Here is a 26266-nt window from a genome sequence, read left to right on the forward strand (position 1 = left end):
CCGCTCCCGTTGACGACGTCGTGTCCGGCCACCCTAGGGCGGGTCCGCGGGGCGGCTCCAACCATTAATCGGCCGGGAAACCGCAGCTCGGCGCGCGCTCGCGAGCGGCTGCCGCCACCGACTGGTCCGGCTTCGCGCCTCGTCGCGGCTGCCGACGAGCTGCGCTAGCCGCGCTAGCTGACATCAGAGCTCTAGCTGTTCTACATGTCGTAGAACAGCTAAAAGACGCCGACATACCTACCCCGTCGCCCCCCCCGACTCAGCCCCCCACCGCGAGCCGGACCGCGCACCCCGTGCTCAGCGCCTCCTCCGCAGCGGCGAGGACGCGCACCACCCGCAGCCCGAAGGCCGCGTCACACGGGTGCGGCTCCCCCGACCGCAGCGCATCGACGGCGCGCTCGAAGGCCGCCCGGGGACCGGCGGTGGAGTCCGGCATCCGGCTCACGCCCGCCTCCCCGCGCAGCTCGATGCTCATGCCCGCGGCCTTCGGCGGTGCGGTCAGGCTGAGGCTCGCCGTGCTGGACGCGCCGCCAGCGTGCCGGAACGCCAGGTGCACGGTGTCGCCCGGACCGCCGGCCGCCGTGACCTGCTCGACCCCACCGAGGGTGGGCAGCAGCACCGACAGCACGTGCGGGCCGACGTCCCAGAGCGCGCCCTTCTCCCGGCGCCAGGGCGACGCCGCGTACGGGCTGTCGGCACCGGCAGCGAAGACCGAGCCCAGCCACTGCGCGTGGCCGGTGAACCAGTCGCCCGCGGCGGCCCGCTGCTCCGTCCAGGCGGACTGGTCCCGGTCGAAGCGGAGCGTGAAGAAGACCTCGGTGCGCACCCGCGCCCGTTCGGCCGCCGCCACCACGGCGGCGGCCTGCTCGACGTCCATCGCCAGCGGCTTGTCCAGCAGCAGATGGCACCCGGCCTGCGCGGCGCGCAGCGCCAGCCCGGCCTGCACCGCGGGCGGCAGGGCCATCGAGACCGCATCCACCGCCGCGAACAGGGCATCCACGTCCTGGTACGCCGGCACCCCGTGCACGGCCGCCAGCTCGGCGGCCGCCTCCGGGCGCCGACCCCACACCCCGACGAACTCCACCCCAGGGTGGTCGGCCAGCACGGGCGCGTGCACCCGCTGCGCCCAAGGGCCGGTTCCCAGTAGTCCGATCCGCATCCGCCGCACCCTTCGCCGTCTCCGTGGGCCGCAGCGGCCAGCCGCTCAGCCAGTGTTCGCTCAGCCAGTGTGCCGATCAGCCGATGACGCGAACCAGCGTGAACCCGTCGTACCCCTTGACCCCGACGGTCTGCACCGCGGTCGCCGTCACCCGCGGCTCGGCCGCGATCAGCTCGTGCATCTCGCGCACGCCCCGCACGGACGGGTCCGTGCTCTGCCCGTCCGCCACGGCGCCGCCGCGCACCACGTTGTCGATGACGATCAGCGATCCGGGGTGGGTGAGCTTCAGCGCCCAGCGGAAGTACTCGGGGTTGCTGGGCTTGTCCGCGTCGATGAAGACCAGGTCGAACGGCTCGGCGCCGTCGTCCACCAGCTCCGCCAGGCTGTCCGCGGCCCGGCCGGTGCGCACCTCGGCGACCTTCTCCAGGCCCGCCTCGTGCAGGTTGGCCCGGGCGACCGCGGCGTGCGCCGGGTTGATCTCCAGCGAGACCAGCCGCCCGCCGGCGGGCAGCGCCCGGCCCAGCCAGATCGCGCTGTAGCCGCCGAGCGAGCCGACCTCCAGGATCCGGCGGGCACCGGCCGTGACCGCCAGCAGGTGCAGCAGCTTGCCCTGGTTGGGGGCGACCGCGATCTCCGGCAGGCCCGCCGCCTTGCTGGTGGCCAGCGCGGCGCTGAGTGCGGCGTCCTCCCCCACCAGGACACCGCTCAGGTACTCGTCGACTGCGGTCCACTGCTGCTGGGTCATCAGAACCTCCGCTGCGCTACTGGCCTCTGCTGCTACGGAGATCCTACGGCGTGACGCTCCGTCACTCACCGACGGGCAGCGCCTGCTCGCCCACCCGGCCCGCGGCCGCGTCGGCGGCCTTGTGCTCGGCGCGCATCCGGGCCGCGCGGCGCTTGAGCACCAGCGCGGAGGTCGCCCCCGCCAGTACGGCCAGGACCAGGGCGACCCAGGAGAAGCTCTGCAGGTACTTCTCGACGACCTTGCCGGCGTAGTAGACGGCGACCGTCGTCCCGCCCGCCCAGATCACGCCACCGAGCACGTTGGCGATCAGGAACTTCCAGTACGGCATCCGCAGCGCGCCCGCGAGCGGCCCGGCGAAGATCCGCAGCAGCGCGATGAACCGGCCGAAGAAGACCGCCCACATCCCCCACCGGTTGAACGCCCGCTCGGCGGTGGCCAGATGGTCGGGCCCGAAGTGCGCCGGGAACTTCCTCCCGAGCTTCTCGAAGAGCGGCTTGCCGCCCTTGCGTCCGATGGCGTAGCCGATCGAGTCGCCGATCACCGCCCCGGCCACGGCACAGAGCCCGACCAGCACCGGATTGACCGTCCCCTTGGAGGCCAGCAGGCCGGCGGAGACCAGGGCGATCTCACCGGGCAACGGAATGCCGATGCTCTCCACGCCGATGATCAGTCCGACCAGCAGATACACCGCCAACGGCGGGACGCTGTCGATCCAGGTGTCGATGTGAAACAAGGCCGGCTACCTCCAGGAGCACACTGCGGAACATAAGACCGACCGGCCATGGTGGGCGGCCTAAGCAGCCTAACGCGCTGCCACCCGACGCAACGCTTTGCCATTCCTTTAAGTTCCGCCGACGCGGCACACTCACCCGAGGCCGCCGAGCACCATGTCCTGGATGTAACCGTTCATGTGGATGGTCGAGTCGGCGAAGCCGAACGTACCGCTGTCGGCGTCCACCGAGGCGCTGAATCCCACCTGGCAGAAGTAGGAGTGGCCCGCGTTCGCCTTGAAGGAGGTCTCCGCGACGGTCCAGGTGCCCGTCTCCGTCCCCGAGTCGGAGTCGAACCAGCCGACGCCGCTGCTCCAGGCCGGCTGCACCTCGACCTGCCGTGCCGTCCGCCTCTTCTGGTCCTCCTGCAGCGGCTGCATCGCCTCTCGCACCCCGGAGGCGCCCAGCAGCTGGTCCAGCACCGGCCGCCGGAGCTCGGCCGCGCGGACGAACTCGGCCCGCCGCCGGTCCACGCGCTCCTGCATCCCGCGGATCAGGTCCGCGCCCGCGGCGCGGGTGACATCCGGCGAGGGCGGTTCGAAGCCGAGCGCCCGCTCCAACGCCCTCACCTGGTCGGCGCCGTGCGCCCGGGTGTTCATCGTGGTCGACATCGCAGCTGGCACCTCGCATCGCGTCGGGACGGACAGCGTCGGTGCCGGCCCCGGCGCACCCCGCACGGGCGGCGAACGCTCCCGGAGGGGCCCCTGCCCGTCCTCGGCGCTGTCTCTCAACCGTCTCAAACCGCAAGGCAGTTCGCATCTCCGTCGAGACGCCTGCCGATCAGCGGACCGGAACCGGGTCACGCCAGATGTCCATCGGAACGGCGCGGAGCGCGCGTCCGTCGGCGTCCAGGATCCGGCCCATCCGCTTCACGGTTCGCAGCGACACCCGGCGCTCGGCCACCCGCAGGTCGGGGAAGCGGCGGGCGAGAGCGGCCTCCAGCCGCTGGACGTCGGCGAGGGAGCGCAGCCAGACGGAGAGGAGGAGGTTGTGCGCGCCCGTGACGGACACGCAGAGCCGGACCTCGGGGAGCCGGGCCAGCTGGGGGCCGACCTCGTCGAGCCGGTCGGGGGGAAGGTCGGCCCGGAAGGTCGCCAGGACCGGCCGTCCCGCGTCGCGGGCGGCGATCTCGCAGCGGAAGCGGATCGCGTCGGAGCCGGCCAGCCGGTCGAGGCGGCGGCGCAGCGTGGAGGGGCTGAGTCCGGTGGCGGCGGCCAGCTCGGCCTGGTCGAGGCGGCCGTCGACGCCCAGCCTGATGAGCAGCTCCCGGTCCTCCGCGCGGACTTCGGCCCGTACTGCGGGCGGCGACCCGTTGCCTGCGGGGTGATCGTCGTGCAGCTCCACGCGCTGGGCGGGGTCCAGCGAGTCCAGCCGCCAGCGGATCCCCTCGGCGTAGAAGGCGGTCGCCAGATGGACGCGGACGGCGTCGACCCCGGGGAGCCGGCCGAGTCGTTCGGCGATGTACCGGGAGACCGCCGCCAGGTCGGTGAAGGCCGCGGTGACGACGAGGTCGCAGCCCTGGGAGAGCTGCTCGATGCTCATCACGTGCGGGTCCTCGGCCAGCTCGTCGGCGATCTCCCGAAGCCGGCCGGGAGCGCAGTCGAGGTCGAGGTAGCCGATGCACCCGCGGTCGTCGGGGTGCGGCAGGCCGTAGGCGGTCACCCAGGCGATCCCGGCCTCCGAGAGCCGGCGCCAGCGCCGGGCGGCGGTCACCGGGCTGATCCCCAGGGTCTGGCCGAGCAGCGACCAGGGCGCCCGGGGCCGCAGCTGCATCGCGTTCACCAGGGCGAGGTCCAGCTCGTCCACCGTCACACCGAGGCCGCTCACCGGGCCGCTCACCGTCGACCGCCGGTGGATTCGTTCATCGATGAGCCTCTTCCTGGCGACATCCAGCGAATTCGCGGGAAACCCCGGCCGCGAGATCCAGAATCACCGAACAAGATCGCTCCACACAAGTTCCCGCCCCGCGCGGATCCGATGAGAGGCACCCATGTCCTTGCACGACGACGCTCTCGCACTGGCACCTGACCTGGTCCGGCTCCGCCACGACCTGCACCGGATACCCGAGTTGGGCCTTGATCTGCCGCGCACCCAGGAGCGGGTGCTGCGGGCCCTGGAGGGGCTGCCGCTGGAGGTGAGCCAGGGCTCCGCGCTCAGTTCGGTCACCGCGGTGCTGCGCGGCGGGCTACCCGGTCCGGTGGTGCTGCTACGCGCCGACATGGACGCGCTGCCGGTCGTCGAGAAGGCCCCGGTGCCGTTCGCCGCCACCAACGGTGCCATGCACGCCTGCGGACACGATCTGCACACCGCCATGCTCGCGGGTGCCGCACAGCTGCTGGCCGCGCGGCGGGAGCAGCTCCGCGGCGACGTGGTGTTCATGTTCCAACCCGGTGAGGAGGGCTGGGACGGAGCCGGCGCCATGCTGGCCGAGGGTGTGTTGGACGCGGCGGGCCGCCGCCCGGTCGCCGGCTACGCCCTGCACGTGGCGTCGGCCATGGCGCACGGGGAGTTCCACTCCCGGCGCGGACCGATCCTCGCCGCCTCCGCCGCGCTGAACGTCACCGTCCACGGCTCGGGCGGCCATGGCTCGGTGCCGCACCGGGCCAAGGACCCGATCCCGGCGGCCTGCGAGATGGTCACCGCCCTGCAGACCATGGTGACCCGGCGCTTCGACGTGTTCGACCCGGTGGTGGTCACCGTCGGGCTCCTCCAGGCCGGCACCCAGCGCAACATCATCCCCGAGAGCGCCCGCTTCGAGGCGACCGTGCGCACCTTCTCCGCCGAGGCGCACTCCAGGGTCGCCGACATCGTGGTCGAGCTGGTCAGGGCGATCGCCGCCGCCCACGGCCTGCGGGCCGAGGTCGAGTACCTTCCCGGGTACCCGGTGACCGTGACCGACGGGGGCGAGACCGACTTCCTGGCGGACACCGTCCGGGAGGTCTTCGGCGAGGAGCGCTTCCAGCTGATGCCGAACCCGATGACCGGGTCGGAGGACTTCTCCCGGGTCCTGGACGCCGTTCCGGGCTCGTTCGCGTGGCTCGGCGCCGCCCCGAAGGGGACCGACCCCGACGCCCTGCCGCTCAACCACTCCCCCTACGCGCAGTTCGACGACGCGGTGCTCCCCGAGGGCGCCGCGCTCTACGCCGAACTCGCCTCCCGCCGCCTCGCGGCCTGAACCCGTACACCGGGAAAGGAACGATCCAGCAGATGACCGAACCGCGCGACGTGGTCGAGCAGCAGCTCGCCGCCTACAACAGCCACGACCTCGACGCCTTCGTCGCCACCTACGCCGAGGACGTCGTGGTCCACCGGCGCAAGGGCGACCTGCGAGGCCGCCAGGCCCTGCGGGACACCTACGCCGGACAGTTCGCCGAGGGCCGCTGCCGCGCGGAGATCGTGGGGCGGCTCAGCGAGGGCGACTGGGTGGTCGACCACGAAGTCGCCCACGGCCTGGCCGACGAACCGGTGCGCGTCCTGGTGGCCTACCGGGTGCGCGACGGCCTGATCGACCGCGTCGACTTCCTCAACTGAGCGGAGGAGCCGACGAACTGAGCGGAGGAAGCCGACGCGCCCGCCGGCCGGCGCTACGCGATGCTGAACGCGCCGGCCGGCGGGGGCGGCGAGGGCCGGGCCGAGCCGTCCGTCACGGGCTTGGCGCCGCGCACCAGCCGGCGCAGTTCGTCGCCCTCCACCAGCCGGGCCGGGAACGGGTCGGCGGCCAGCCGTCGGCTGAGCGCCTCGACGGGCAGCGGGCGGTCGGAGCCGACCAGCAGCACGTTGCCGAACCTGCGCCCGCGCAGCACGGAGGGCTCGGCCACCAGGCAGGTCTCCGGGAAGACCGCCCGCACGGTGGCCGCCTGTGCCTTGGCGAACTCCAGCGGAGCGCCGTCCGCCAGGTTCGCCGCGTAGCAGCCGCCGGGGCGCAGCGCGGCGGCCGCCAGCGTGACGAACTCGACGGAGGTGAGGTGCGCGGGGGTGCGCGAGCCGTGGAAGACGTCCGCGACCAGCAGGTCCACCGAGTCCGGCGCGGCCTCGCCCAGCGCCTCGCGGGCGTCCCCGATCGTCACGGCGAGATCGGTTCCGCTCCACGGCAGCACCTCGTGGACCAGCTCCATCAGCGGGCCGTCCAGTTCCACCACGCGCTGGCGCGAACCGGGGCGGGTGACGGCCAGGTAGCGGGGCAGGGTGAGCGCGCCGCCGCCGAGGTGCAGCGCGTCCAGCGCCCCGCCCTCGGGCGCCAGCGCGTCGGCGAGGTGGCCGATCCGGCGGGTGTACTCGAACTCCAGCCGGGTCGGGTCGGCGAGGTCCACGTAGGACTGCGGAGTGCCGTCCAGGGTGAGCAACCAGCCACCGTCGCAGTCGAGATCGGGCATCAGCTTGGCCGTCCCGAGCGCGACCTCGCGCAGCACCGGGACCGGCTCGGGCAGCGGCGCGTCCGTCACCGGCGTGTCTTTCTCAGCATGTCCGCAGCATAGGACCACCCGGCCGGGCTCGGCGCAGCGCACCCAGCGCGTTACCGGCCGGTATGGTCAGTGCTCCTGGATCGGTCGGAGCAGAGATTGGGTGCGGCAGCGGACATGGAGTTTCGAGAAGACATCCTGGGTGCCCCCTACGAGGCGGCCGAACTGCCACTGGCCGCCGACGACGAGGGCGCCGTCAGTGCGACCCTGGTGCGGCGGCTGGTCCCCGGCGCCACGCGGGCGGTGCTCTACGTCCACGGCTACACGGACTACTTCTTCCAGACACACCTCGCGGACCACTTCACCGCGGCGGGCTTCTCCTTCTACGCCCTGGACCTGCGCAAGTACGGGCGCTCGCTGCGCCCGCACCAGTCGCCGAACTTCGTGCGCGACCTCGCCGCCTACGACGAGGAGCTGGACGAGGCGGTGCGGATCATCCGCGAGGTCGACGGGCACAGCCGGCTGCTGGTCAACGGCCACTCCACCGGCGGCCTGGTGGGCGCGCTCTGGGCGGACCGCCGGGCCGGCCGGGGGCTGGTGGACGGGCTCTTCCTGAACAGCCCGTTCCTCGCGCTGCCCACCTCGCCGGCCGTGCGCACCCTCGGCGCGCCGGCCGTCGGCGCGCTGGGACGGCTGGCGGCCACCCGCAAGCTGCCGTCCGCGCTCAGTCCGCACTACGTGCACAGCCTGCACCGCGAGCACAAGGGCAGCTGGGACTTCGACCTCACCCTGAAGCCCGCGGCCGGGTTCCCGATGTACGCGGGCTGGCTCGCCGCCATCCAGCGCGGCCAGCGTCGGGTGCGGCGCGGGCTGGCGATCGACTGCCCGGTGGTGCTGATGGCCTCCACCTCCTCGATCACCACCAGCAAGTGGGACCCCGCCCTGCACCGCGCCGACGCCATCCTGCGCGCCGACGACATCGCGGCCCTCGCGCCCCGGCTGGGCCGCCTGGTCACCACCGTGCGGATCGACGGCGGGATGCACGACCTGGTGCTCTCCGGCCCGACGGCCCGCGAGCGGGTCTTCACCGAGCTGGACCGCTGGCTCGGCGCGTACTTCCCGCCGTCCTGAGGCCCGCCGCCCGCTGCGCGCCCCCGCCGCCCTACGGTGCGGGTGCGCGCAGCGGGCGGCCGCGCAGGACCGAGACGATGCCCATCGCCGCCGCGCAGAGCGGGACTGCGAGCAGCGCGCCGATGATGCCCGCGATCCCGGCGCCGGCGACCACCGCGAAGAGAATGGTCGCGGGGTGCAGCTCGACCGTCCGGCTCTGGATCAGCGGCTGCAGGACGTTGCCCTCCACCATCTGCACGGCCAGCACCACACCCAGCGTCCACAGCGCCTTGCCCAGCCCGCCGTCGGCCAGCGCCACCAGCACCGCGACCGTGCCGGAGAGGAAGGCCCCGATGAACGGCACGAAGGCGCCCAGGAACACCAGCGCGCCCAGCCCCGCCGCCCCCGGCACGCCGAGGATGACCAGGCCGACCGTGATGAAGAGGGCGTCGATCAGCGCGATCAGGGTGGTGCCCCGCATGAAGCCCGCCATCGCGGTGAAGCCCTGCTGCCCGCAGGCGATGACGATCTCGGCCCGCTCGGGGGGCAGCGCCGAGCGGACCAGATCGCCGCTGCGGTGGCCGTCGCGCAGGAAGAAGAAGACCAGCGCGAGCGCCAGTACCGCGCCCGTGACGAGTTGGACGGCCACTCCCAGGCCGGAGAGCACACCGTTGGCCAGCGAACCGATCAGCGAGCCGCCGGCCGAGCCGCTGTCTGCGGCGGCCTGCGAGAGGCCCTGCTGGATCTTGTTGCCGGCCGGTCCGAGCCAGTCGGCGAGCTGGTCGCCGGCCTGCCGCAGCGAGGTGGCGATCTGCGGGGCGCTGTGCACCAGGGAGTTGGTCAGCAGCCCGAGCACCCCGCAGACCACCCCCACCAGCACGGTGCAGGTCAGCCCGGCGGCCGCCCCGCGCCCCAGGCCGCGTCCGACCAGCCAGGGCATCACCGGTTGCAGCAACGCTGTCCCGAGCAGCGCGACGGTCATCGGGATGGTGGCCGCCCTCAGCTCCACGAAGGCGAAGACGACCATCGCCCCGACGCCGATGAAGAGCATCACGGCCACCGACCAGGCCGCCGCGGTCCGCACGGCGGGCGGCAGCGACTCGTACGGCCTGCGCCGGTCCTCGGGCCCCCCACCCGCCCCGCCGGGCGGCGCGGACTGCTCAGACATTTCCGTCCTCCGCCTTGACCGGCCGGCATCAATCCGACCATCTCAGCACACCATCTGACGGAACATCCGTTTTGCCGCCGTGCGGCGCGCCTCACCGTGCGGCGCACCTCACCGACCGGCGCGCCTCACCGACCGGCGCACCTCACCGACCGGCGCACCTCACGGGCCGGCGAGCTCGATCTCGCCGCTCCGGCCCGGCGGCAGGGCGAAGTCGAGCAGCCGCTGCGCCTCCGCCAGCGCCTCGGCGCGCGCCGCGCGGGGCAGCGGGACGAACGGGTGCAGCCGCACTCGGGGCACCCCGCCTTCGGGGAGCAGCTCCCAGGTGCCGGCCACCAGGCCGTCCAGCAGCAGCGAGCCGAGCACGATGCCGTTGCGCGTCATCACCCGGGGTTGGTACTCCTGCGGCAGCACCCGGGTGCGGTCGGCGTGCGAGAGCAGCAGGTTGTCGAAAGGCGCGACCAGCCGCACGGGCGCGGGGGTGTCGGCGGGCGGGCGCGGCGCGTCGGGGAGGTCGTAGAGGGTGCGGCCGTGCTCGTCGCGGAACTCCGCGAGCTGCGGGCGCAGGCGGGTCAGCACGGCACTGAGGCGCGTCAGCCCCGACCACTTCTGCACGTCCGCGGCGGTGGCGGGGCCGAAGGCGGCGAGGTAGCGCAGCACCAGGCGGTCCAGACCGTCCGCCGGCGCGGCGCACGGGCGGCCGAGCCAGTGCTCGGCGGTGGTGTGCGCGGCGGGGCCGCCGGCGCGCCACAGGCCCCGTGGCGGGACCTGGACGAGCGCCAGGCGGGCGCGGACCGCCTGGGCCAGCGCGGCGGGATCCCGGTCCGGGTGGGCCGCGCCGAGCAGTTCGCCCAGCTGCTGGAAGGTCCGCGGCCGCTCCTCGACGAGCCGGCGGCCGCGCTCGGCCAGCGCGTCCAGGTCCATCCCGGCCAGCCGCTTGCCGAAGGTGCCGCGCAGCGCCCGGTCCAGGACGGGCTGGAACAGCGGACGCAGCGTCAGGGCGTCCTCGGCGGTGACCAGGTGGATGGTGCCGCGCTGGAGGCCGAGCCGGACCGCCGTGCGCTGCTCGATCAGGTCGCCGACCTGCTCCGGACGCACCTCGCGCAGCCGGGACCAGAGACCGAAGTACGGCGGGTCCACCGCCTGGGACTGTAGTCCGACCAGGTGCCCGACCATCGCCTCGGGCGTCGCGTCGGTCCGTTCCAGCAGGTGCTGACGGGCCAGCAGGGCCCGGTTCAGCGCGCGGGCGCCGAGCGTCCGGGGCTCGGGCATCAGCCGCGGCCCGCGCGGCCCGCCGAAGCGTCGGGCACCGAGGCGTCGATCACCGAGCGGAGCGTGGCGATCCGGTTGGAGGTCACCGAGGCGACCCCGGCCAGCAGCATCCGCCGCATGGTGCGGCGCAGGTCCACCGTCCAGGCGCTGACCTCCAGTCCCTCGTCCCGGGCGCCGTCCACCAGGGCGCGGTCGACCAGGCCGAAGGGCGGGTTGAGGTAGTGCGGGCGCAGGTCGTCCAGCAGCGGACGGGCCGGCAGCACCGGCTGCTTCCAGGTGAGCGCGAGCACCGCGTCCGGCGCGAGCGCCCGCACCGCGAGCATCGCGGTGGCCGGGCCGCAGAACATCACCCGGTCCTCGGCGCCGAGGTCGGCGACGGCCTGCCAGGCAGCGGCGACCGGGCCGGGTTCGTCCAGGTCGATCATCAGCCGGGCGGCCGGGGAGCCGGTCACCAGCTTGATCGCCTCGGTGAGGGACGGGACGCGCTCGCCGCCGGCGAACTGCCGGCCGTCGAGCTGAGCGGCCGTCAGGGCGCGGACCGGCCGGTCCAGCTCCCAGAGCCGCTTGAGCGTCCGGTCGTGCAGCAGGACGGGGACACCGTCGCGGGTCAGCTGGACGTCGACCTCCACCGCGTCGGCCCCGGCGGCCAGCGCGGCGGCGATGGCGGGGAGGGTGTTCTCCCGGTGGCGGTACGGGTCGCCGCGGTGGGCGACGGCCAGCGGACGCGGACCCGCCGGCCGGGCGTCGACGGGGGCCGGCGACTCGTCAGGCTGTCCACTGGGCAGGGCGGATGGCACGGCTCTTCCTCCGGTCGGTCGGTGCGGGGCGCTGGAGCAGGACGGACCGTGAGGTCAGCCCCGCTCGATCATCACATTGGTCGACTTGATGACCGCAGTCGCCCGGGCCCCCGGCACCAGGCCGAGCTCCTCCGCCGACTCCCGGCTGATCAGCGACACCACCCGGAACGGTCCCGCCTGCACCTCCACCTGTGCGGCGACGTCGCCCAGCACCACGTGCGTGACGATGCCGGGGAAGCGGTTGCGTGCCGACGAGGGACGGCCCTCCGCCTCGGCCGCGCCGGGCTTGGCGAGCTCCCGGGCGAAGGCGGCCAACCGGACGCCCGGGATGATCCGGTGACCGTGGTCGTCCCGCTCGGCCTCGACCCGGCCGGCGTCGACCCAGCGGCGCATGGTGTCGGTGCTGACGCCGAGCATGGCCGCGGCCTCACCGATGCGGTAGTGGTTGACCGACCGGTCGGGCTGGCCCATGGTGCTCCCCTGAGTTCTGGTGCTGGTGGGCCCATCCTCTCGCATCCCGCCGGGCTGCCCGTACCCGCGTCACCCGCCCGCGCGCCCCGGTGGCAAGGCTGGCTCAGACGTCGCCGAACAGGTCCAGGCAGACCGCGTCCGAGGCCGTCAGCACCGCGCCGCTGAGCACCGCGCCACCGCCGGCCGCGCCCGCCCGGACCTCGGTGCGCAGCGGCGAGAGTGCGGCCAGCCGGGCGGCCACCCGGTCGGCGAGCGCGCTGCCGCCGGCCCGGCCGATCTCGCCGCCCAGCACCAGGCAGCCCGGGTCCAGGATCACGCAGACACCGGCCGCGCCCAGCGCCACCCGCTCGGCCAGCGCGTCCAGGAACGGCCCGCCCGCGGCCTCGTCCGCCACCGCCGCCAGCACCACGGCCTCGGCCGCCGCCGCGTCGTCCTCCCCGGCGCCCGAGACACCCGAGGCAGGCGGGACAGGCGGGACGAGGCCGTGCGCGCGGGCGAGTTCGCAGACCGCGGCGCTGCCGGCCAAGCTGTGGAACCCGCCCTCGCACGCGGTCGCGCTGGGCAGCCCGTTCGTGCCGGGGACCGGCAGGAAGGCGATCTCCCCCGTGCCGCCGGAGAAACCGCGCCGCAGCCGGCCGTCCAGCAGGACGGCTGCGCCCACCCCGTGCCCGAGCCAGAGCAGCACGAAGGTGTCCCGGTCGACGGCGGCGCCGATCCGGTGCTCGGCGATGCCGGCCAGGTTGACCTCGTTCTCCAAGATCACCTCACCGGTCAGGCCCGCACGCAGCACGGTGACCAGCTCGGCGTGCCAACGCGGCAGCGAACGAGCCGAGTTGAGCTCCCCGGTGGCGGGGTCCACCAAGCCGGGCGCGCCGACGGCGACGGTGTGCAGCCGCGTCGCCCCGGCCTGCTCGGCGGTGTCCAGCAGCGTCCGCAACACCCGCTCGGCGACGTCGGCCGGCGGGTCGGCCGGGTCCACGGGGACGGCGGCGGTGGCGAGGGTGCGACCCGCCAGGTCCGCCACGGCCAGCGTGACCCCGGCGGTCCGCACGTCGATGCCGGCCAGCTGGGCGCGGTCGTAGCGCAGGCCGTACACCCGGGCGTTGGGCCCCCGGCGCTGCTCGCCGCGCTCGCCGACGAGGGTCACCAGACCGCCGCGTTGAAGGCGTTCCAGCAGGTCGGAGACGGTGGGGCGGGAGAGCCCGGTGAGCGAGTGCAGCTCGGTGGCTGTGAGGGTGCCGTGACGCAGCAGCAGGTCCAGGGCCAGCCGGTCGTTGATCGCACGGGCAGTGCTGGGGGTGGCCGTGCGTGCGGTGGTCATGACGCGGATCCTGCCAGATCTGTCTATTAGGTTTCCTTCCTGATAATTTATCGGCCATGCCGAGACCGACCCCCTCCCTGCGCCGGGCCAGGATCAGCGTCGCGCTGGTGTTCGCCGTGCACGGCGCGGCCGCCGGCAGCTTCGCCACCCGGATCCCGGCCGTCCAGCACCAGTTGCGGCTCAGCCCCGGCGCGCTCGGCCTCGCGCTGGTGATGCCGGCCGTCGGTGCCTCCCTCGCCATGCCGCTGGCCGGCCGCGTCACCCACCGGCTCGGCGCCCGGGCCGCCATCCGGCTGCTGCTCGCGCTCTACTGCCTCGCGCTGGCCCTGCCCGCCGTGATGCCGGGCCTGCCCTGGCTCTGCCTGGCGCTGCTGGTCTTCGGCGCCACGGCGGGTATGGCCGACGTCGCGATGAACGCCGAGGGCGTGGAGGTCGAGCAGCGGCTCGGCCGCTCGATCATGTCGGGCCTGCACGGCATGTGGAGCGTCGGCGGACTGGTCGCCTCCGGATTCGGCGCGCTGGCGGCCCGTCAGCACCTGACAGCCGGTCCGCACCTGGCGCTGGCCGCGGGCGTCCTGCTGGTGTTCGGGCAGCTCGTCGGCACCGGACTGCTGGACGTCCGCCCGGAGCCCGACGCCGAGGCCCCGGCCCGGTTCGCCCTGCCGCCGCGCTCGGCGCTGGCGATCGGCCTGGTCGGCTTCTGCGCCGTCTTCGCCGAGGGCGCCGGGATGGACTGGTCCGGCGTCTACCTGCGCGACGTCACCGGCGCCACGGCCGCGACCGGCGCGATCGCCTACACCGCGTTCGCGTTCACCATGGCCACCGCCCGGCTGGCCGGGGACGCGGTGGTCCGCCGGCTCGGGGCCGTGCGCACCGTACGGCTGGGCGGCGCGGTCGCCACGGCCGGCGGCCTGCTGGTGGTCGCCGCGCGCACCCCGGCGACGGCGGTGCCCGGCTTCGCGCTGCTCGGCATCGGGATCGCGGTGGTCGTCCCGCTGGCGTTCGCCGCCGCCGGCCACCGCGGCCCCAACCCCAGCCAGGCCATCGCTGGCGTCGCGACCGTCACCTACACCTCGGGGCTGATCGCCCCCGCCGTGGTCGGCGCGGTCGCCCAGGCCAGCTCGCTGACCGTCTCCTTCGCCCTGGTCACCGCCCTGGTCGCCGGCCTGACGCTGACCGCAGGCGCGCTGCGCCCGGTCCCCCGCGCCGTGACCGGGACCACCGGCCGGCGGGGGCTCGACCGCCAGGACATACCCTCGTGAGGTGCTCCTCACCCGTCTCGCCGCACCGGCCCGCCGCGCGCTGCGCTCCCCCTGGGCGCGCCTGGCCCTGCTGGCCCTGATCCTCGCGGCCGCCGCGGCCTCGGTCGCCCTCTGGGACCCGCGGCATCCGGCCGCCGCCGTCCCCGGCGCCTGGCGCGCACCCGCCTTCGCGGCGCTCTTCGCACTCGGGACCCTGGCGTTCGTGCCCAAACCCGCGCTCAACGTGGCCGCCGGGGTGCTGTTCGGCGTGGAGCGCGGCCTGGCCCTGGCGGTACTCGGCAGCACGCTCGGCGCCGCCCTCGCCTTCGGCCTGGGACGGGGCCTTGGACGCGAGGCGGTGCGGCCGCTGCTGCGCGGCAAGGTGCTGACCGCACTGGATCGCCGGCTCACCGAGCAGGGCTTCCGCAGCGTGCTGCTGCTGCGGCTGATCCCCGGCGTCCCGTTCCAGGCCGCCAACCTCGGCGCCGCGTTCTCCGGCGTCGGCCTGCGCCCCTTCCTGGCCGGCACCGCGCTGGGCGTCCTGCCCGGCACCGCCGCCTACGTGGTGGCCGGCTCGGCCGCCGGTTCCCCCGGCTCACCCGCCTTCCTGGCCTCCACCGCGGTGATCGTCCTGATGGGCCTGCTCAGCCTGGCCGCCCTCTGGCGCTCCCGCCGCAAAAGCCCAGCGACTGCGGCGACCGCCTGAGCAGGGCGGCACGAGGGCGGTCACAGACCGCCGGAAACGCGCAGGTTGGCGCCCGTCGCGTAGGAGGCGTCCGGGGAGAGCAGCCAGGCGACGGCGGCGGCGATCTCGTCCGGTTCGCCGGCGCGGCGCAGCGGGATGCCGGGGGCCAGCCGGGCCGGGCGGTCGGCGTCGCCCATGTCCCGGTGCATCTCGGTGTTGGTGAGGCCCGGCGAGACGGTGTTGACCCGGATCCCGGCCGGGCCGAGCTCCTTGGCGAGGCCGAGGGTGAGGGTGTCGGTGGCGGCCTTGGTCGCCGCGTAGTGGACGTACTCACCGGGGCTGCCGAGGGTGGCCGCGGCGGAGGAGATGTTCACGATGGCGCCGCCGGGGGCGAAGTCCCGGGCGGCGCGGCGGGCGCAGAGCACGTAGCCGATCAGGTTGACGTCCACCACTCTGCGCAGGTCCTCGGTGCGCAGCTCGGTGATCGGGGCCAGCGGACCGGTCACCCCGGCGTTGTTGACCAGCCCGGTGACCGGGCCCAGTTGCTCGGCCGCGGTGTCGAAGAGCCGGTCGACGTCGGCCTCGTCGGCGGTGTCCAGCCGGACGGTGACCGCCCGCGCGCCGGCCGCCCGGGCGTCACGGGCCACCGCCTCGGCGGAGTCCGCGTCCCGCAGGTAGCCGATCGCGAGGTCGTGGCCGTCGGCGGCGAGCCGCCGGCAGACCGCGGCACCGATCCCGCGGCCTCCGCCGGTGACGATGGTGACGGGACGTGGCATGGGCGGACTCCCTCGGTCGACTGGGCGGCCGGGCGGCCGCACGGCAGGGACGAGCATAGCCACGACAAATGCGTTCGCCCGCAGGGGTCTTCTGCAGCAGGATGGCCGCCATGGACACCACCGCTCCCCTGCCCCGCACCGAACCGCCGCTGGCCGCCGACGAGACGACCATGCTCACCTCCTGGCTGGACTACCACCGCGCGACCCTCGCGCTGAAGTGCGCCGACCTGACGGACGACCAGCTGCGGCAACACCCGGTGACGCCTTCGTCACTGAGCCTGCTGGGGCTGGTCCGGCACCTGGCGGAGGTGGAGCACTACTGGTTCCAGATGGTCCTGCACGGCGTCGACTCCACCGGCCTGTACTGGACCGAGCAGGACCCGGACACGGACTTCAACGGCGTGGCCACCGCCGACCCCGCCACCGACTTCCGCACCTGGCGCGCCGAGATCGAGCGCGCCGACCGGGCGATCGCCGGCCTGCCACTGGAGACCGTGGGCAAGACCCTGCGCGACGGTGCGGAAGTGACGCTGCGCTGGATCCTGGTCCACATGATCGAGGAATACGCCCGGCACAACGGGCACGCCGATCTGCTCCGCGAGGCGGTGGACGGCCGGACGGGTGAGTGACGCTTCGTCAACCTCTCATTGACCGCAGAACAGTTGCTCCACGCGCGCAACCGTCCAGCGGTCGGTGACGTCCGCTCAGAGTGAGGATGGCGTGTGCCGGCGGCACACGCCACAACCCGAACGGCGCGCCCGGGCGGGCGCCAGAGGCGTGATCAGTGCGATACTCGGACCGTTCCGAGGAGTGGATGGCGCGTCAGACGACCGCGCGGCTCACGGGACCAGACGGGATAAGGACAGGGAGGCGCGGCATGGGAGCACTTCGCGACGAGCACCACAACGGGTGGCTGATGCCCTCCGGCAACTACCCCGCCGCAGTGCACGAGGATCCCTGGGCGATCGCGGACGCGACGCCCACCATCCCGCAGGTGGCGAAGATCGTCTCGCTGAAGCCGACCGGCTTCGAGTCCGCCCGGGCGGTCGGCGAGCACGTCCGAGCCGGCACCCCGGTGGTCATGGACGTGACCGAGATGGACGACGCCGAGGCCAAGCGGATGGTGGACTTCGCCTCCGGCCTGGTCTTCGGCACCTACGGCGGCATCGAGCGGATCGCCCGCCGGGTCTTCCTGCTCACGCCGGCCGAGGTGGAGGTCACGGTCATCGACCGGCCGCTGGACGAGAGCGGTTTCTACAACCAGAGCTGAGCGCAGCAGCAGTACGACCCTCCGTTGCCGGAGGCGGCCCCCGCCGCCTCCGGTTTTTTGCTGCCCGGATTCGGAGGAGGCCGGACGCGAGAGACCTCTCATCTGAGACATCCATGTCTCAGATGAGCTAGACTCCTTTCATGGCAATTGATCGCGACTCGGTTCTCAAGGCAGCCGTCGGCGTCCTGTCCCGCCAGCCGACCGCCCATCTGGACGAGATCGCCCGCGCCGCCGGCATCAGCCGCGCCACGCTGCACCGGATCTTCCCCGGGCGCGACGCGCTGATCCGCGAGGTGGGCCTGCTGGCCCTGCGCAAGTACAACGCCGCCCTGGACACCGCCGCGATCGAGGACGGCGACGCGCAGCTCGCACTGCGCCGACTTGCCGAGGTGCTGGTGCCGGACGCGGCGCTCTGCGCCTTCCTCGCCGGGGAGAACCAGCTCTTCGACGACCCCGAGCTCTGCGCCCTCTGGGAGAACCAGGACGCCCGGGTCCGCGCGCTCTTCCTGCGCGGTCAGCAGGAGGGCGTCTTCCGGATCGAGCTGTCGGCCAGCTGGCTCAGCGAAGCCTTCTTCGACCTGCTGGCCGGCGTCGGCTGGGCCGTCCAGGACGGCCGCCTCGCCCCCCGCGACAGTGCTTTCGCCCTCATCGAGCTCTTCCTCGGCGGAGCCCTCAGGAGAACTTCCACCTCATGAGCACCACCATGCTCCACAGCCCCACCCGCACTGCCCAGCAGCAGCACGACCGCCGCTGGATCGGCCTGGGCGTCCTCGTCCTGGCCATCGTCCTGGTCGCGATCGACGCGACCGTCCTGGTCCTGGCCATCCCCTCGATCACCGAGACGCTGCGGCCGAGCAGCACCCAGCTGCTCTGGATCGGTGACATCTACTCCTTCGTGCTGGCCGGCCTCCTGGTCAGCATGGGCTCGCTGAGTGACCGGATCGGCCGCAAGAAGCTGCTGATGACCGGCACCGCCGCGTTCGGCGCGGCCTCGCTGGTCGCCGCCTACGCCCCCGGCCCCGGCTGGCTGATCGCCGCCCGCGCGCTGCTCGGCGTGGCCGGCGCGACGATCATGCCCTCCACCCTCTCGCTGATCCGCTCGCTCTTCCCGGACGCCCGCGAGCGCGGCACCGCGATCGGCATCTGGGGCGCTGCGGCCACCGCGGGCGCGGCCGCCGGACCGCTGGTCGGCGGCATCCTGCTGGAGCACTTCTGGTGGGGCTCGGTCTTCCTGCTCAACCTGCCGGTGATGGCCCTGCTGCTGGTGCTCGGCGGCTGGCTGCTGCCCGAGTCGCGCGACCCCAAGCCGGGCCGCTGGGACGTCCTGAGCGTGCTGCTCTCGATGTTCGGCGTGATCGCCGTGGTCTACGCGATCAAGGAGGCCGCCGCCCACGGCGTGGCCCGCTGGGACGTGCCGACCGCCGCCATCCTGGGCGTCCTCGCGCTCATCGTCTTCGTCCGCCGCCAACTGCGGCTGGCCACGCCGTTGCTGGACGTGCGACTGTTCGCCGACCGCCGCTTCACCGCCGCCATCCTGGGCGCGCTGATGGCGCTGATCGGGCTGGCCGGGGTGGTCTTCTTCATCTCGCAGTACCTCCAGCTGGTGCGCGGCTACTCGCCGCTCACGGCCGGGCTCGCCGAGATGCCGGCCTTCGCCGGCGCCGTGGTCGCCTCGGTGCTCTGCGCCCGGCTGGCGCGCCGGGCGGGCGCCCGGGTCGCGCTGGTCGGCGGGCTGCTGGCGATGGGCCTGGCGATGGGCGTGCTGGGCTGGCTCCAGCAGGACACCGCGTACCTGGTGCTGGCGGCTGTCTTCACGGTGCTCGGCGCCGGCGAGGGGCTGGTCTACACGCTCTCGGCCGACCTGGTGCTGACCGCGGCGCCCGAGGAGAAGTCCGGCGCGGCCTCGGCCGTCTCGGAGACCGCCTACGAGCTCGGCACGGCGCTGGGCATCGCGCTCTTCGGCTCGGTGCTGACCGCGGTCTACGCGGGCGGCGTCGGCGTCCCCGCCGGGGTCGACCCGGAACTCGCCGCGCGGGCCCGGGAGTCGCTGGGCGGCGCGGTGGAGGCGGCCGCGACGCTGCCCGCCGGGGCCGGGCACGCGCTGCTGGAGCAGGCCAGGACGTCCTTCGTGCACGGCATGAGCCTGGCGGCGGTGCTGGCCGCCGGGCTGCTGATCGCGGGCGCGGTGCTGTCCTGGTTCCTGCTGCGGCCCGCGCGCAGATAGCAGCGGACAGCGGGGGTCAGCTGCCGAGCGGGAGTTCGAGCTCGGCCCAGACCACCTTGCCGTCCTTGAGGGGCCGGCTGCCCCAGCGGTGGGCCAGCTCGTTGACCAGCGCCATCCCACGACCGCCCTCCTCCTGCGAGCCGAACGGGCGCAGCCGGGGGGCGGTCCCGGCGGAGTCGGCGACCTCCATGGTCAGTCCGCGGTCGCGGAAGAGCCGCAGCCGGCGCGGCTGCCCCGCGTGCACCAGCGCGTTGGTGACCAGCTCGCTGACCAGCAGCTCGGCGAAGTCCGCGAGCGGCGACAGGCCCCAGGCGGCGAGCGTGGCGCGGGTGAAGCGGCGGGCCAGCGCGGGTGCGCGGCGCTCGTCGATGAGCGACAGGGTGGCGATCCGGTCACCCGGTACGGGCAGCGCCCGCGCCATGATCATGGCGATGTCGTCCTCGGAGCCGCCCCGGACCAGGCTGGAGACGACGGCGTCGCAGTGCGCCTCCAGCGTGCGGCCGCGCTCGGCGAGGGTGCGGCGCAGCGCGTCGATGCCGTCGTCGATGTCCTGGCCGCGGCGCTCCACCAGGCCGTCCGTGTAGAGGGCGAGGATGCCGCCCTCGGGCAGCGTGAACTCGATATTCTCGAAGGCCACCCCGCCGACCCCCAGCGGCACGCCGGCCGGCGGGGTCAGCACCCGGGCGTTGCCGTCCGGGTCCATCACCACCGGCGGCAGGTGACCGGCGCTGGAGAGCATGCAGCTGCGGTCCACCGGGTCGTAGACCGCGCAGACGCAGGTGGCGAACTGGCCCTCGCCGATCCCGGTGGCGGTCTCGTCCAACCGGGTCAGCACCTGGGCGGGCAGCATGTCCAGGGTGGCCAGGGTGCGGGCGACGGTGCGCAGCTGGCCCATCGTGGCGGCGGCCCGGATGCCGTGGCCCATCACGTCGCCGACCACCAGCGCCACCCGCCCGCAGGACAGCGGGACGACGTCGAACCAGTCGCCGCCGACCTCGCTGACCACGCTGCTGGGCAGATAGCGGTAGGCGATCTCCAGGCCGAGGGTGCGGTGGATCTCCTGCGGCAGCAGGCTGCGCTGCAGGGTGAGCGCGGTCTCCCGCTCGCGGCGGTAGAGCCGGGCGTTGTCCATCGAGACCGCGGTGCGGGCGACCAGCTCCTCGGCGAGCGAGACGTCCGCGTCGTTGAACGGCTCCGGATTGCGGATCCGGACGAACTCGGCGCCGCCGAGCACCATCCCGCGGGCCATCAGCGGCACCAGCAGGTACGAGTGGACGCCCTCCGCGATCGCCGGGCCGACCCGCTCCGGCTTGGCGGCCAGACTGCGCAGGGTCGGTTCGTCCAGATGGGGGATCACCAGCGGGCGCCCGCTGCGCAGCGTCCGGGTGTACATCCGGTGCGAGTCGAAAGCGGAGGTCTCGCCCACCTCGTCCGCCAGCATCGAGACCCGCGACTCGTACGCCTCGCCGGAGGCCACCGCCCGCAGCTCGACGCCCTGGTCCGGCGCGAGCAGTCCGGGCTCCTCGCCCTGCAGCACCGGGTCGAGCAGGTCGACGGTGGCGAAGTCGGCGAACCGCGGGACCACCGCCTCGACCAGCTCCTCGGCGGTGCGCTTGAGGTCCAGCGTGGTGCCGATCCGGACGGTGGCCGAGGCCAGCATCGCCAGCCGCTCCTGGGCCCGGGAGGCCCGCGCCTCGGCCTGGAAGCGCGCGGTGACGTCGATGATCGAGGAGCTGACGCCGAGCACCCGGCCGGTGGGGTCCTCCAGACGGAAGTACGAGGCCGACCAGGCGCGGTCCCGGCGCGGGTCGCCGGGCGTGCGGCCGTACGAGCGGGCGTCCACCACCGGGACGCCGGAGGCGAGCACGTTGCGCATCACCGCCTCGATCTCGGCGCCGTTCAGCCCCGGCAGCACCGCGTCGATGCGGCGGCCCAGGTGCGCCCCGACGCCCAGCCCGTTGATCCTGGCCAGCGCCTCGTTGAGCCGCACGAAGCGCAGCTCGGTGTCGTAGACGGCCATGCCGATCGGGGACTGGGTGAAGAAGCCGTCCAGCACCGCGAGGTCCGCCTCGACCTGGCGCAGCGCCCGGACGTCCGAGCCGGTGGCCAGCACCAGCGGCCGGCCGTCCGGGCCGGCGATGCCGTACGTGCGGAACTCCAGCTCGACCTCGTGGCCGTCGCGGTGGCGGACCGGGAAGACCCCCGACCAGCGGCGGCCGATCAGGATGCGCTGGTAGAGGGCGAGCACCTCGTCGCGGTGGACCGGGCGGACCAGCAGCGGGGCGGCGTAGTGGCCGATGATCTCGTCGGCGGTCCAGCCGAGCAGCTGTTCGGCGTCCTCGCTCCAGTGCAGGACGCGGCCGGAGGCGTCCAGCAGGGCGGTGGCGAGCGGGACCAGCCGGTGGCCGTCCAGACGGGCCGGGGCGATGTCGGTCGGCGGGGCGTCGTCGAGGCGCTCGCGGTCCTCGGCGGCGGGGTCCTGCCCGCTGTGCTCCCCTTCGGACGGGGGGCCGGTGTCTGGTGCGTGCATGGTCTGGAAACCACCCAGGCGGCTCGTTCCCGGTCACGCGGCCCTGGCGGGCCCCGTGCTACTGCGCGTATCTGCTTCCTCGTGCTCGCTAACCAGACTGCCCGGACATCGACGCGGCGGCGACCGCGCGCGACCGCCGGTGACCGGATGGCCGGACGTGCGGGCATGCGGCCGGGCGGGCCGGATCAGCGCGGCGGGTAGAGGGAGTAGGAAGGAAAGTTTCCGTACAGCTTCTCCTCCGCGCCCTGCGGGCCGAAGGTCACCGCCTGGACCAGCAGGTCGCCGCCGACGAAGGCGCCTTTCCAGGAGGCGCCGAGGCCGCCGAAGACCTCTTCGCGGTCGCCGCGGCTGCGCGGCTTGTTGACGCCGACCTTGAAGGCCAGCAGGTCGGGGGCGACCCGGGCGGCGAAGTCTGCGTCGTCGGTGGCCAGCGAGGCGACCAGCGAGCCGTTGCCCGCGTTCATCGCGGCCAGCAGCTCGGACTCGGTGTCGACCAGCAGGATCGAGTCCAGCGGGCCGAACGGCTCGCTGTGGTGCAGCGCCCAGCTGGCCGGCGGCTCCAGCACGCAGAGCGGCGCGAGGTAGGCGTCCAGCGACTGGCCGGGCAGGAACGAGCCGGCCGCGAGGTCCCCGCGGTGCAACGGGATGCCGCGGGCGGCGACGGCGGCGTCGAAGTGCGCGCGCAGCTCGGCGGCCTTGGCCGCGTGGATCACCGGGCCGAAGTCCAGCGCGGGGAAGGCGTCGGACGGGTCGGCGACGGCCAGCGGGTGGCCGAACCGCAGGTCGGCCAGGACCGCCAGGTAGGTGTCCAGGAAGGCCGGGAAGAGCGAGCGTTGGACGACGTAGCGGGGGTAGGCGGTGCAGCGCTGCTTGGCGTACTCGAAACCCTTGCGCAGGTGCGCCGCCAGGGTCGGCCAGTCGCTGTAGTCCCAGACGCCCCAGGTGTTCAGGCCCTCCTGCTCCAGGAAGTGCCGCCGGTTGAGGTCGGCGAGCGCGGTGGCCGCCCGACGCCCGTTGGCGCGGCCGCCGACGAAGGCCAGCGCGCCCAGGCCCGGTGCCTGGACCAGGGCGTCGGCCAGGCTGCTGCCCTGGCCGGAGAGCAGGGAGACCGGCAGGCCCGCGCGGCGCATCAGCGCGTGCGCCAGGGTGAGGCAGTGGAAGCCGCCCTGGGAGGGCGTCTTGGCCACCACCGCGTTGCCCGCGAGTACCTGGACCAGCTCCGCGTGCACCTGCACGCTCATCGGGTAGTTCCAGCTCGCGATGTTGGAGACCGGCCCGGGCAGCGGTACCCGGCCCGCCAGCTGGCGGTCGATGTTCTCCAGGTACCAGCGCACGCCGTCCAGCGCCCGGTCCACGTCCGCGCAGGCCAGCCGCCACGGCTTGCCGATCTCCCAGACCAGCAGCAGGGCCAGCAGGTCCCGGTGCTCGGCCAGTGACTCGACCGCGGCCAGCACCCGGGCCTTGCGCTCGTCCAGCGGGACCGCGCCCCATCGGCTGTGCTCGTCGATCGCGAAGGCCACCGCGCGGTGCGCCTCGTCGATGTCGATCCGCGGCGGGCCGGGGATCTCGCTGCCGTCCAGCGGTGTGGTGGCCTCGCCGGGGGTGCCGACCGTGCGCCACTCGCCCCGGACCAGGTTCAGCAGACGGTCCGGGGTGAACGCCTCCGGGGCGGCGCCGACGCAGCGGGCGTAGGTGTCGGACCAGGACGTGCCGGCTTTGAGCCGCAGAGTTGTCATGGGGCGTTCCTCCGGTCGGACGGGTGCGCGGGCGCCGCCGTCCGGGGAGCGCCCGCGGACCCGTCCGGGGAGCGGGTGCGCGGCAGCGCGCTGCTGCGGTCGGCTGTTCGCGGTCGCCTGTTCATGGTCGCCCCAAACGCCGCCGACGGCAGGGCGTGCTACCGCTCGGCCGACTGCTGCAGCGCGCTGTCGAGCAGCCGGGCCCACTGCCGGACGACGCCGGCGCGGCGGGCGCCGTCGTCGGTGAGCAGGTTGGCCAGGCCCAGGCCGCGGGCCAGGTCCAGGGTCGACTGGACGCTCTCCCGTACGCCCGGGGAGCTCTCGTCCGCGCCGAGGAACTCCACCGCGGCGCGGTGCGACTCCCGGCCGACCCGGTTCTCCAGGGCCACGATCCGCTCCCGCAGCGGCTCCTCGGTCGCGGCGGCCACCCACAGCTGGAGGGCGGCGCGGAAGAGCGGCCCGGTGTAGAGGCGGACGATCAGGTCGACCACCGCCTCGGTGCGGGCCGGGCCGGGTGGCGGCAGCTCGCCGGTGTCGGCGCGGACGGCGGCCAGCCGCTCGACGGTGACGTGCTCGACGGCGGCGGTGAAGAGGTCCTCGCGGGTCGGGAAGTGGTGCTGGGCGGCCCCCCGCGTCACTCCGGCCCGCTCGGCCACCACGGTGACGGTGCTGCCGTTCCAGCCCAGCTCGGCCAGGCACTCCACGGCCGCCTCCAGCAGTCGGCGGCGGGTGGCTCGGCTGCGGTCCTGCTGGGGGGTGCGGGCGGCGGTGGTCATCGGTGGTGCGCTCCGGTCCGTACGGGGTCTGTCCGGGTCCTCGGCCCGGCCACCGTGATCCTCGCAGACGGGGTGGCCGGGCGGATGCCGGCCGGCGGGCGTGCGGTCGTGTGCGGGCGGCAGTGGGTGCGCGGTCAGCGGGCGGGCGGTCAGCGGGTGCGGAGCTCGCGGCGCAGGATCTTGCCGCTCGCCGACTTCGGCACGGCGTCCAGGAACTCCACCGCGCGGACCTTCTTGTACGGCGCCACCCGGCTCGCCACGAACTCGATCACCTCGGTCTCGGTGAGCCCGCTGCCCGGGCCGCGCACCACGAACGCCTTCGGCCGCTCGGTGCCGTCCGCCCCGGTGACACCGATGACGGCCGCGTCCACCACCTGCGGGTGGGTCAGCAGCAGCGCCTCCAGCTCGGCGGGCGCCACCTGGTAGCCCTTGTACTTGATCAACTCCTTGACGCGGTCGACCACATGCAGATAGCCCTGCTCGTCGACCAGGCCGACATCGCCCGTGTGCAACCAGCCGTCCGCGTCGATCATCGCGTCGGTCTCGCCCTGGCGGCCGAAGTAGCCCTTCATCACCTGCGGCCCGCGGAACAGGAGTTCACCCGTGGCGCCGACGCCGAGGTCGTCGTCCGAGCCGTCCAGGGCGGCCACCCGCAGTTCGGTCGAGGAGATCAGCTTGCCGACCGCGCCGGGCGAGGGTGCCGGGTCGTCCAGCGGCACCAGGTGGGTCACCGGCGAGAGTTCGGTCATCCCGTAGCCCTGCCGGACGGTGTCCAGGCCGAGCCGGGCGGCGCAGGCCGCGGCCAGCGCGGCGTCCAGCGGCGCGGCGGCGCTGAGTACGTAGCGCACCGAGGAGAGGTCGTAGCGGTCCACCAGCGGGTGCTTGGCCAGCGCCAGCACGATCGGCGGGGCGACGAACAGGCCCTCCACGCGCTGCTCCTGGACGGTGCGCAGGAACTGCTCCAGGTCGAAGCGGGGCAGCACCACGACGGTGGAGCCCGAGCGCAGCGGGCGGTTCAGGAGAGCGGTAAGGCCGTATATGTGGAAGAACGGCAGCACAGCCAGGATCCGTTCGCCCGGCTCGGCGCAGTGCAACGCGTCGACCTGCGCCAGGTTGGTGGAGACCGAGCGGTGGGTGAGCATCACTCCCTTGGGCAGGCCGGTGGTGCCGCTGGAGTAGGGCAGCACCGCCACGTCCGTGCCGGGGTCGATGGTGACCTCGGGCTCCGGGCCGGTGCAGGCGAGGAGGTCGGCGAGCGAGCGGTGGCCCGGGTGCGGGTCGCAGGTGATGATCTCGCGGATCTCGATGCCGTCCTTGGCCAGCTCGGCGACCGCCGCCAGCGAGACCGGCAACAGGGCCGCGACGGTGATGATCCAGCGCGCGCCGCTGTCCCGCAGCTGCTCGGCCAACTCGCCCGGGGTGGCGAGCGAACTGACCGTGGTCACGGTGGCGCCGGCCCTGGTACAGCCGTAGAAGGCCACCGGGTAGGCGATCGAGTTGGGGCTGTGCAGCGCGACCACGTCGCCCGCGCGCAGGCCGCTCTCGGCCAGGGCGGCGGCGACCCGGCCGACCGAGGCGGCCAGTTCGGCGTAGCCGATGCTCTCCCCGGTCACCCCGTCGACCAGGGCCGGCTGGTCGCCGAAGCGGGCGGCCCCGCCCAGGACCGCCTGGTGGATCGGCAGGTCGAGAGCCGAGACGTCGGGGTACGCGCTGCGGAACACCATCTTCTACTCCTTGCGTCGGAATCCCGGCCCTCAGGCCGCAGGAGCGGTACGCCCCCGGATGCCCGGGTTGTTACCCGGGCATCGCGGAACGCAC

General features: G+C 74.1%; 25 protein-coding genes. 9 read left to right on the forward strand and 16 right to left on the reverse strand.

Features of this window, described 5'->3' with window-relative positions:
• Positions 1–259 precede the first annotated feature (259 nt).
• The 5 genes from BS80_RS08200 to BS80_RS43470 form a co-directional block, all read right to left on the reverse strand.
• The gene (locus BS80_RS08200; protein ID WP_035796948.1) at positions 260–1159 is read right to left on the reverse strand and encodes a Gfo/Idh/MocA family protein; all 900 of its coding nucleotides are present in this window, start codon (positions 1157–1159) and stop codon (positions 260–262) included.
• Positions 1160–1235: 76 nt separating this feature from the next.
• Positions 1236–1904 (reverse strand): O-methyltransferase, encoded by a 669-nt coding sequence (locus BS80_RS08205; RefSeq protein ID WP_035795025.1) that lies wholly within the window; start codon positions 1902–1904, stop codon positions 1236–1238.
• 61 nt (positions 1905–1965) lie between these two features.
• Entirely contained in the window at positions 1966–2637 is a 672-nt protein-coding gene (locus tag BS80_RS08210; RefSeq protein ID WP_035795026.1) for a DedA family protein, read from the reverse strand.
• 132 nt (positions 2638–2769) lie between these two features.
• Positions 2770–3285 (reverse strand): hypothetical protein, encoded by a 516-nt coding sequence (locus BS80_RS08215; protein WP_035795028.1) that lies wholly within the window; start codon positions 3283–3285, stop codon positions 2770–2772.
• Positions 3286–3454: 169 nt separating this feature from the next.
• Positions 3455–4501 carry an Lrp/AsnC family transcriptional regulator gene (locus BS80_RS43470; RefSeq protein WP_269676096.1) on the reverse strand — a complete coding sequence of 349 codons (1047 nt, stop codon included), beginning with the start codon at positions 4499–4501 and terminating at the stop codon, positions 3455–3457.
• 163 nt (positions 4502–4664) lie between these two features.
• Between BS80_RS43470 and BS80_RS08225 the strand changes: the two genes are divergently transcribed.
• On the forward strand, positions 4665–5849 hold the full coding sequence (locus tag BS80_RS08225; RefSeq protein WP_035795029.1) for a M20 metallopeptidase family protein: 1185 nt from the start codon (positions 4665–4667) through the stop codon (positions 5847–5849).
• Positions 5850–5881: 32 nt separating this feature from the next.
• The gene (locus BS80_RS08230) at positions 5882–6205 is read left to right on the forward strand and encodes a nuclear transport factor 2 family protein (protein ID WP_035795030.1); all 324 of its coding nucleotides are present in this window, start codon (positions 5882–5884) and stop codon (positions 6203–6205) included.
• Between the two features lie 53 nt (positions 6206–6258).
• Here BS80_RS08230 and BS80_RS08235 read toward each other — a convergent pair whose 3' ends face one another.
• Positions 6259–7101, reverse strand: a complete 843-nt coding sequence (locus tag BS80_RS08235) for a spermidine synthase (protein WP_035796955.1) — start codon at positions 7099–7101, stop codon at positions 6259–6261.
• Between the two features lie 150 nt (positions 7102–7251).
• Here BS80_RS08235 and BS80_RS41710 point away from each other — a divergent pair, with 150 nt between their 5' ends.
• Positions 7252–8205, forward strand: a complete 954-nt coding sequence (locus BS80_RS41710; protein WP_035795031.1) for an alpha/beta hydrolase — start codon at positions 7252–7254, stop codon at positions 8203–8205.
• 31 nt (positions 8206–8236) lie between these two features.
• Here the strand turns inward: BS80_RS41710 and BS80_RS41715 are convergent, their stop codons facing one another.
• From BS80_RS41715 to BS80_RS08265, 5 genes are all read right to left on the reverse strand, one after another.
• The gene (locus BS80_RS41715; RefSeq protein WP_051966360.1) at positions 8237–9352 is read right to left on the reverse strand and encodes an AI-2E family transporter; all 1116 of its coding nucleotides are present in this window, start codon (positions 9350–9352) and stop codon (positions 8237–8239) included.
• 159 nt (positions 9353–9511) lie between these two features.
• The gene (locus BS80_RS08250; RefSeq protein ID WP_035795032.1) at positions 9512–10621 is read right to left on the reverse strand and encodes a winged helix DNA-binding domain-containing protein; all 1110 of its coding nucleotides are present in this window, start codon (positions 10619–10621) and stop codon (positions 9512–9514) included.
• The gene (locus BS80_RS08255; RefSeq protein WP_232246407.1) at positions 10621–11418 is read right to left on the reverse strand and encodes a glycerophosphodiester phosphodiesterase; all 798 of its coding nucleotides are present in this window, start codon (positions 11416–11418) and stop codon (positions 10621–10623) included. Before BS80_RS08255 ends, BS80_RS08250 begins: the two co-directional genes overlap by 1 nt.
• Positions 11419–11472: 54 nt before the next feature.
• Entirely contained in the window at positions 11473–11889 is a 417-nt protein-coding gene (locus BS80_RS08260) for a TOBE domain-containing protein (protein ID WP_035795033.1), read from the reverse strand.
• A 103-nt stretch (positions 11890–11992) separates the two neighbouring features.
• Positions 11993–13210, reverse strand: coding sequence for an ROK family protein (locus BS80_RS08265; protein ID WP_035795035.1), 1218 nt, complete (start codon positions 13208–13210; stop codon positions 11993–11995).
• A 56-nt stretch (positions 13211–13266) separates the two neighbouring features.
• On the opposite strand from BS80_RS08265, the gene BS80_RS08270 reads away from it, so the two are divergent.
• The gene (locus BS80_RS08270; RefSeq protein ID WP_035795040.1) at positions 13267–14472 is read left to right on the forward strand and encodes an MFS transporter; all 1206 of its coding nucleotides are present in this window, start codon (positions 13267–13269) and stop codon (positions 14470–14472) included.
• A 1-nt stretch (position 14473) separates the two neighbouring features.
• Entirely contained in the window at positions 14474–15157 is a 684-nt protein-coding gene (locus BS80_RS08275) for a TVP38/TMEM64 family protein (RefSeq protein ID WP_035795042.1), read from the forward strand.
• A 20-nt stretch (positions 15158–15177) separates the two neighbouring features.
• On the opposite strand, the gene BS80_RS08280 is transcribed toward BS80_RS08275, so the two are convergent.
• On the reverse strand, positions 15178–15912 hold the full coding sequence (locus tag BS80_RS08280; RefSeq protein ID WP_035795044.1) for an SDR family NAD(P)-dependent oxidoreductase: 735 nt from the start codon (positions 15910–15912) through the stop codon (positions 15178–15180).
• Positions 15913–16022: 110 nt separating this feature from the next.
• Here BS80_RS08280 and BS80_RS08285 point away from each other — a divergent pair, with 110 nt between their 5' ends.
• The 4 genes from BS80_RS08285 to BS80_RS08300 all read left to right on the forward strand — a co-directional run bounded on the left by BS80_RS08285 (position 16023) and on the right by BS80_RS08300 (position 19406).
• Positions 16023–16541 (forward strand): DinB family protein, encoded by a 519-nt coding sequence (locus tag BS80_RS08285; RefSeq protein ID WP_035795045.1) that lies wholly within the window; start codon positions 16023–16025, stop codon positions 16539–16541.
• A 248-nt stretch (positions 16542–16789) separates the two neighbouring features.
• Entirely contained in the window at positions 16790–17182 is a 393-nt protein-coding gene (locus tag BS80_RS08290) for a cell division protein SepF (protein WP_051966361.1), read from the forward strand.
• A 140-nt stretch (positions 17183–17322) separates the two neighbouring features.
• On the forward strand, positions 17323–17877 hold the full coding sequence (locus BS80_RS08295) for a TetR/AcrR family transcriptional regulator (RefSeq protein WP_035795047.1): 555 nt from the start codon (positions 17323–17325) through the stop codon (positions 17875–17877).
• Positions 17874–19406 carry an MFS transporter gene (locus BS80_RS08300; RefSeq protein WP_035795049.1) on the forward strand — a complete coding sequence of 511 codons (1533 nt, stop codon included), beginning with the start codon at positions 17874–17876 and terminating at the stop codon, positions 19404–19406. Before BS80_RS08295 ends, BS80_RS08300 begins: the two co-directional genes overlap by 4 nt.
• A 16-nt stretch (positions 19407–19422) precedes the next feature.
• On the opposite strand, the gene BS80_RS08305 is transcribed toward BS80_RS08300, so the two are convergent.
• The 4 genes from BS80_RS08305 to BS80_RS08320 form a co-directional block, all read right to left on the reverse strand.
• Positions 19423–21936: a SpoIIE family protein phosphatase gene (locus BS80_RS08305; protein WP_063771926.1), complete on the reverse strand. Its 2514-nt coding sequence runs from the start codon at positions 21934–21936 to the stop codon at positions 19423–19425.
• Between the two features lie 185 nt (positions 21937–22121).
• Positions 22122–23672 carry an aldehyde dehydrogenase family protein gene (locus BS80_RS08310; RefSeq protein WP_035795051.1) on the reverse strand — a complete coding sequence of 517 codons (1551 nt, stop codon included), beginning with the start codon at positions 23670–23672 and terminating at the stop codon, positions 22122–22124.
• 158 nt (positions 23673–23830) lie between these two features.
• A complete protein-coding gene (locus BS80_RS08315) occupies positions 23831–24448 on the reverse strand; it encodes a TetR/AcrR family transcriptional regulator (RefSeq protein ID WP_035795053.1) in 618 nt (205 codons plus the stop codon).
• Positions 24449–24597: 149 nt separating this feature from the next.
• Entirely contained in the window at positions 24598–26172 is a 1575-nt protein-coding gene (locus tag BS80_RS08320) for an AMP-binding protein (RefSeq protein ID WP_035795055.1), read from the reverse strand.
• Positions 26173–26266 lie beyond the last annotated feature (94 nt).

Source organism: Kitasatospora mediocidica KCTC 9733 (assembly GCF_000744225.1).
GTDB classification, from domain to species: domain Bacteria; phylum Actinomycetota; class Actinomycetes; order Streptomycetales; family Streptomycetaceae; genus Kitasatospora; species Kitasatospora mediocidica.

Bases quoted from the DNA above. Each gene is read 5' to 3' on its own strand.
- BS80_RS08225 (WP_035795029.1), top strand. From the start codon at position 4,665: ATGTCCTTGCACGACGACGCTCTCGCACTGGCACCTGACCTGGTCCGG.
- BS80_RS41710 (WP_035795031.1), top strand. From the start codon at position 7,252: ATGGAGTTTCGAGAAGACATCCTGGGTGCCCCCTACGAGGCGGCCGAA.
- BS80_RS08200 (WP_035796948.1), bottom strand. From the start codon at position 1,159: ATGCGGATCGGACTACTGGGAACCGGCCCTTGGGCGCAGCGGGTGCAC.
- BS80_RS08270 (WP_035795040.1), top strand. From the start codon at position 13,267: ATGCCGAGACCGACCCCCTCCCTGCGCCGGGCCAGGATCAGCGTCGCG.
- BS80_RS08285 (WP_035795045.1), top strand. From the start codon at position 16,023: ATGGACACCACCGCTCCCCTGCCCCGCACCGAACCGCCGCTGGCCGCC.
- BS80_RS08320 (WP_035795055.1), bottom strand. From the start codon at position 26,172: ATGGTGTTCCGCAGCGCGTACCCCGACGTCTCGGCTCTCGACCTGCCG.
- BS80_RS08315 (WP_035795053.1), bottom strand. From the start codon at position 24,448: ATGACCACCGCCGCCCGCACCCCCCAGCAGGACCGCAGCCGAGCCACC.
- BS80_RS08230 (WP_035795030.1), top strand. From the start codon at position 5,882: ATGACCGAACCGCGCGACGTGGTCGAGCAGCAGCTCGCCGCCTACAAC.
- BS80_RS08290 (WP_051966361.1), top strand. From the start codon at position 16,790: ATGGGAGCACTTCGCGACGAGCACCACAACGGGTGGCTGATGCCCTCC.
- BS80_RS08280 (WP_035795044.1), bottom strand. From the start codon at position 15,912: ATGCCACGTCCCGTCACCATCGTCACCGGCGGAGGCCGCGGGATCGGT.
- BS80_RS08250 (WP_035795032.1), bottom strand. From the start codon at position 10,621: ATGCCCGAGCCCCGGACGCTCGGCGCCCGCGCGCTGAACCGGGCCCTG.
- BS80_RS41715 (WP_051966360.1), bottom strand. From the start codon at position 9,352: ATGTCTGAGCAGTCCGCGCCGCCCGGCGGGGCGGGTGGGGGGCCCGAG.
- BS80_RS08260 (WP_035795033.1), bottom strand. From the start codon at position 11,889: ATGGGCCAGCCCGACCGGTCGGTCAACCACTACCGCATCGGTGAGGCC.
- BS80_RS08310 (WP_035795051.1), bottom strand. From the start codon at position 23,672: ATGACAACTCTGCGGCTCAAAGCCGGCACGTCCTGGTCCGACACCTAC.
- BS80_RS08265 (WP_035795035.1), bottom strand. From the start codon at position 13,210: ATGACCACCGCACGCACGGCCACCCCCAGCACTGCCCGTGCGATCAAC.
- BS80_RS08300 (WP_035795049.1), top strand. From the start codon at position 17,874: ATGAGCACCACCATGCTCCACAGCCCCACCCGCACTGCCCAGCAGCAG.
- BS80_RS08215 (WP_035795028.1), bottom strand. From the start codon at position 3,285: ATGTCGACCACGATGAACACCCGGGCGCACGGCGCCGACCAGGTGAGG.
- BS80_RS08205 (WP_035795025.1), bottom strand. From the start codon at position 1,904: ATGACCCAGCAGCAGTGGACCGCAGTCGACGAGTACCTGAGCGGTGTC.
- BS80_RS08305 (WP_063771926.1), bottom strand. From the start codon at position 21,936: ATGCACGCACCAGACACCGGCCCCCCGTCCGAAGGGGAGCACAGCGGG.
- BS80_RS08295 (WP_035795047.1), top strand. From the start codon at position 17,323: ATGGCAATTGATCGCGACTCGGTTCTCAAGGCAGCCGTCGGCGTCCTG.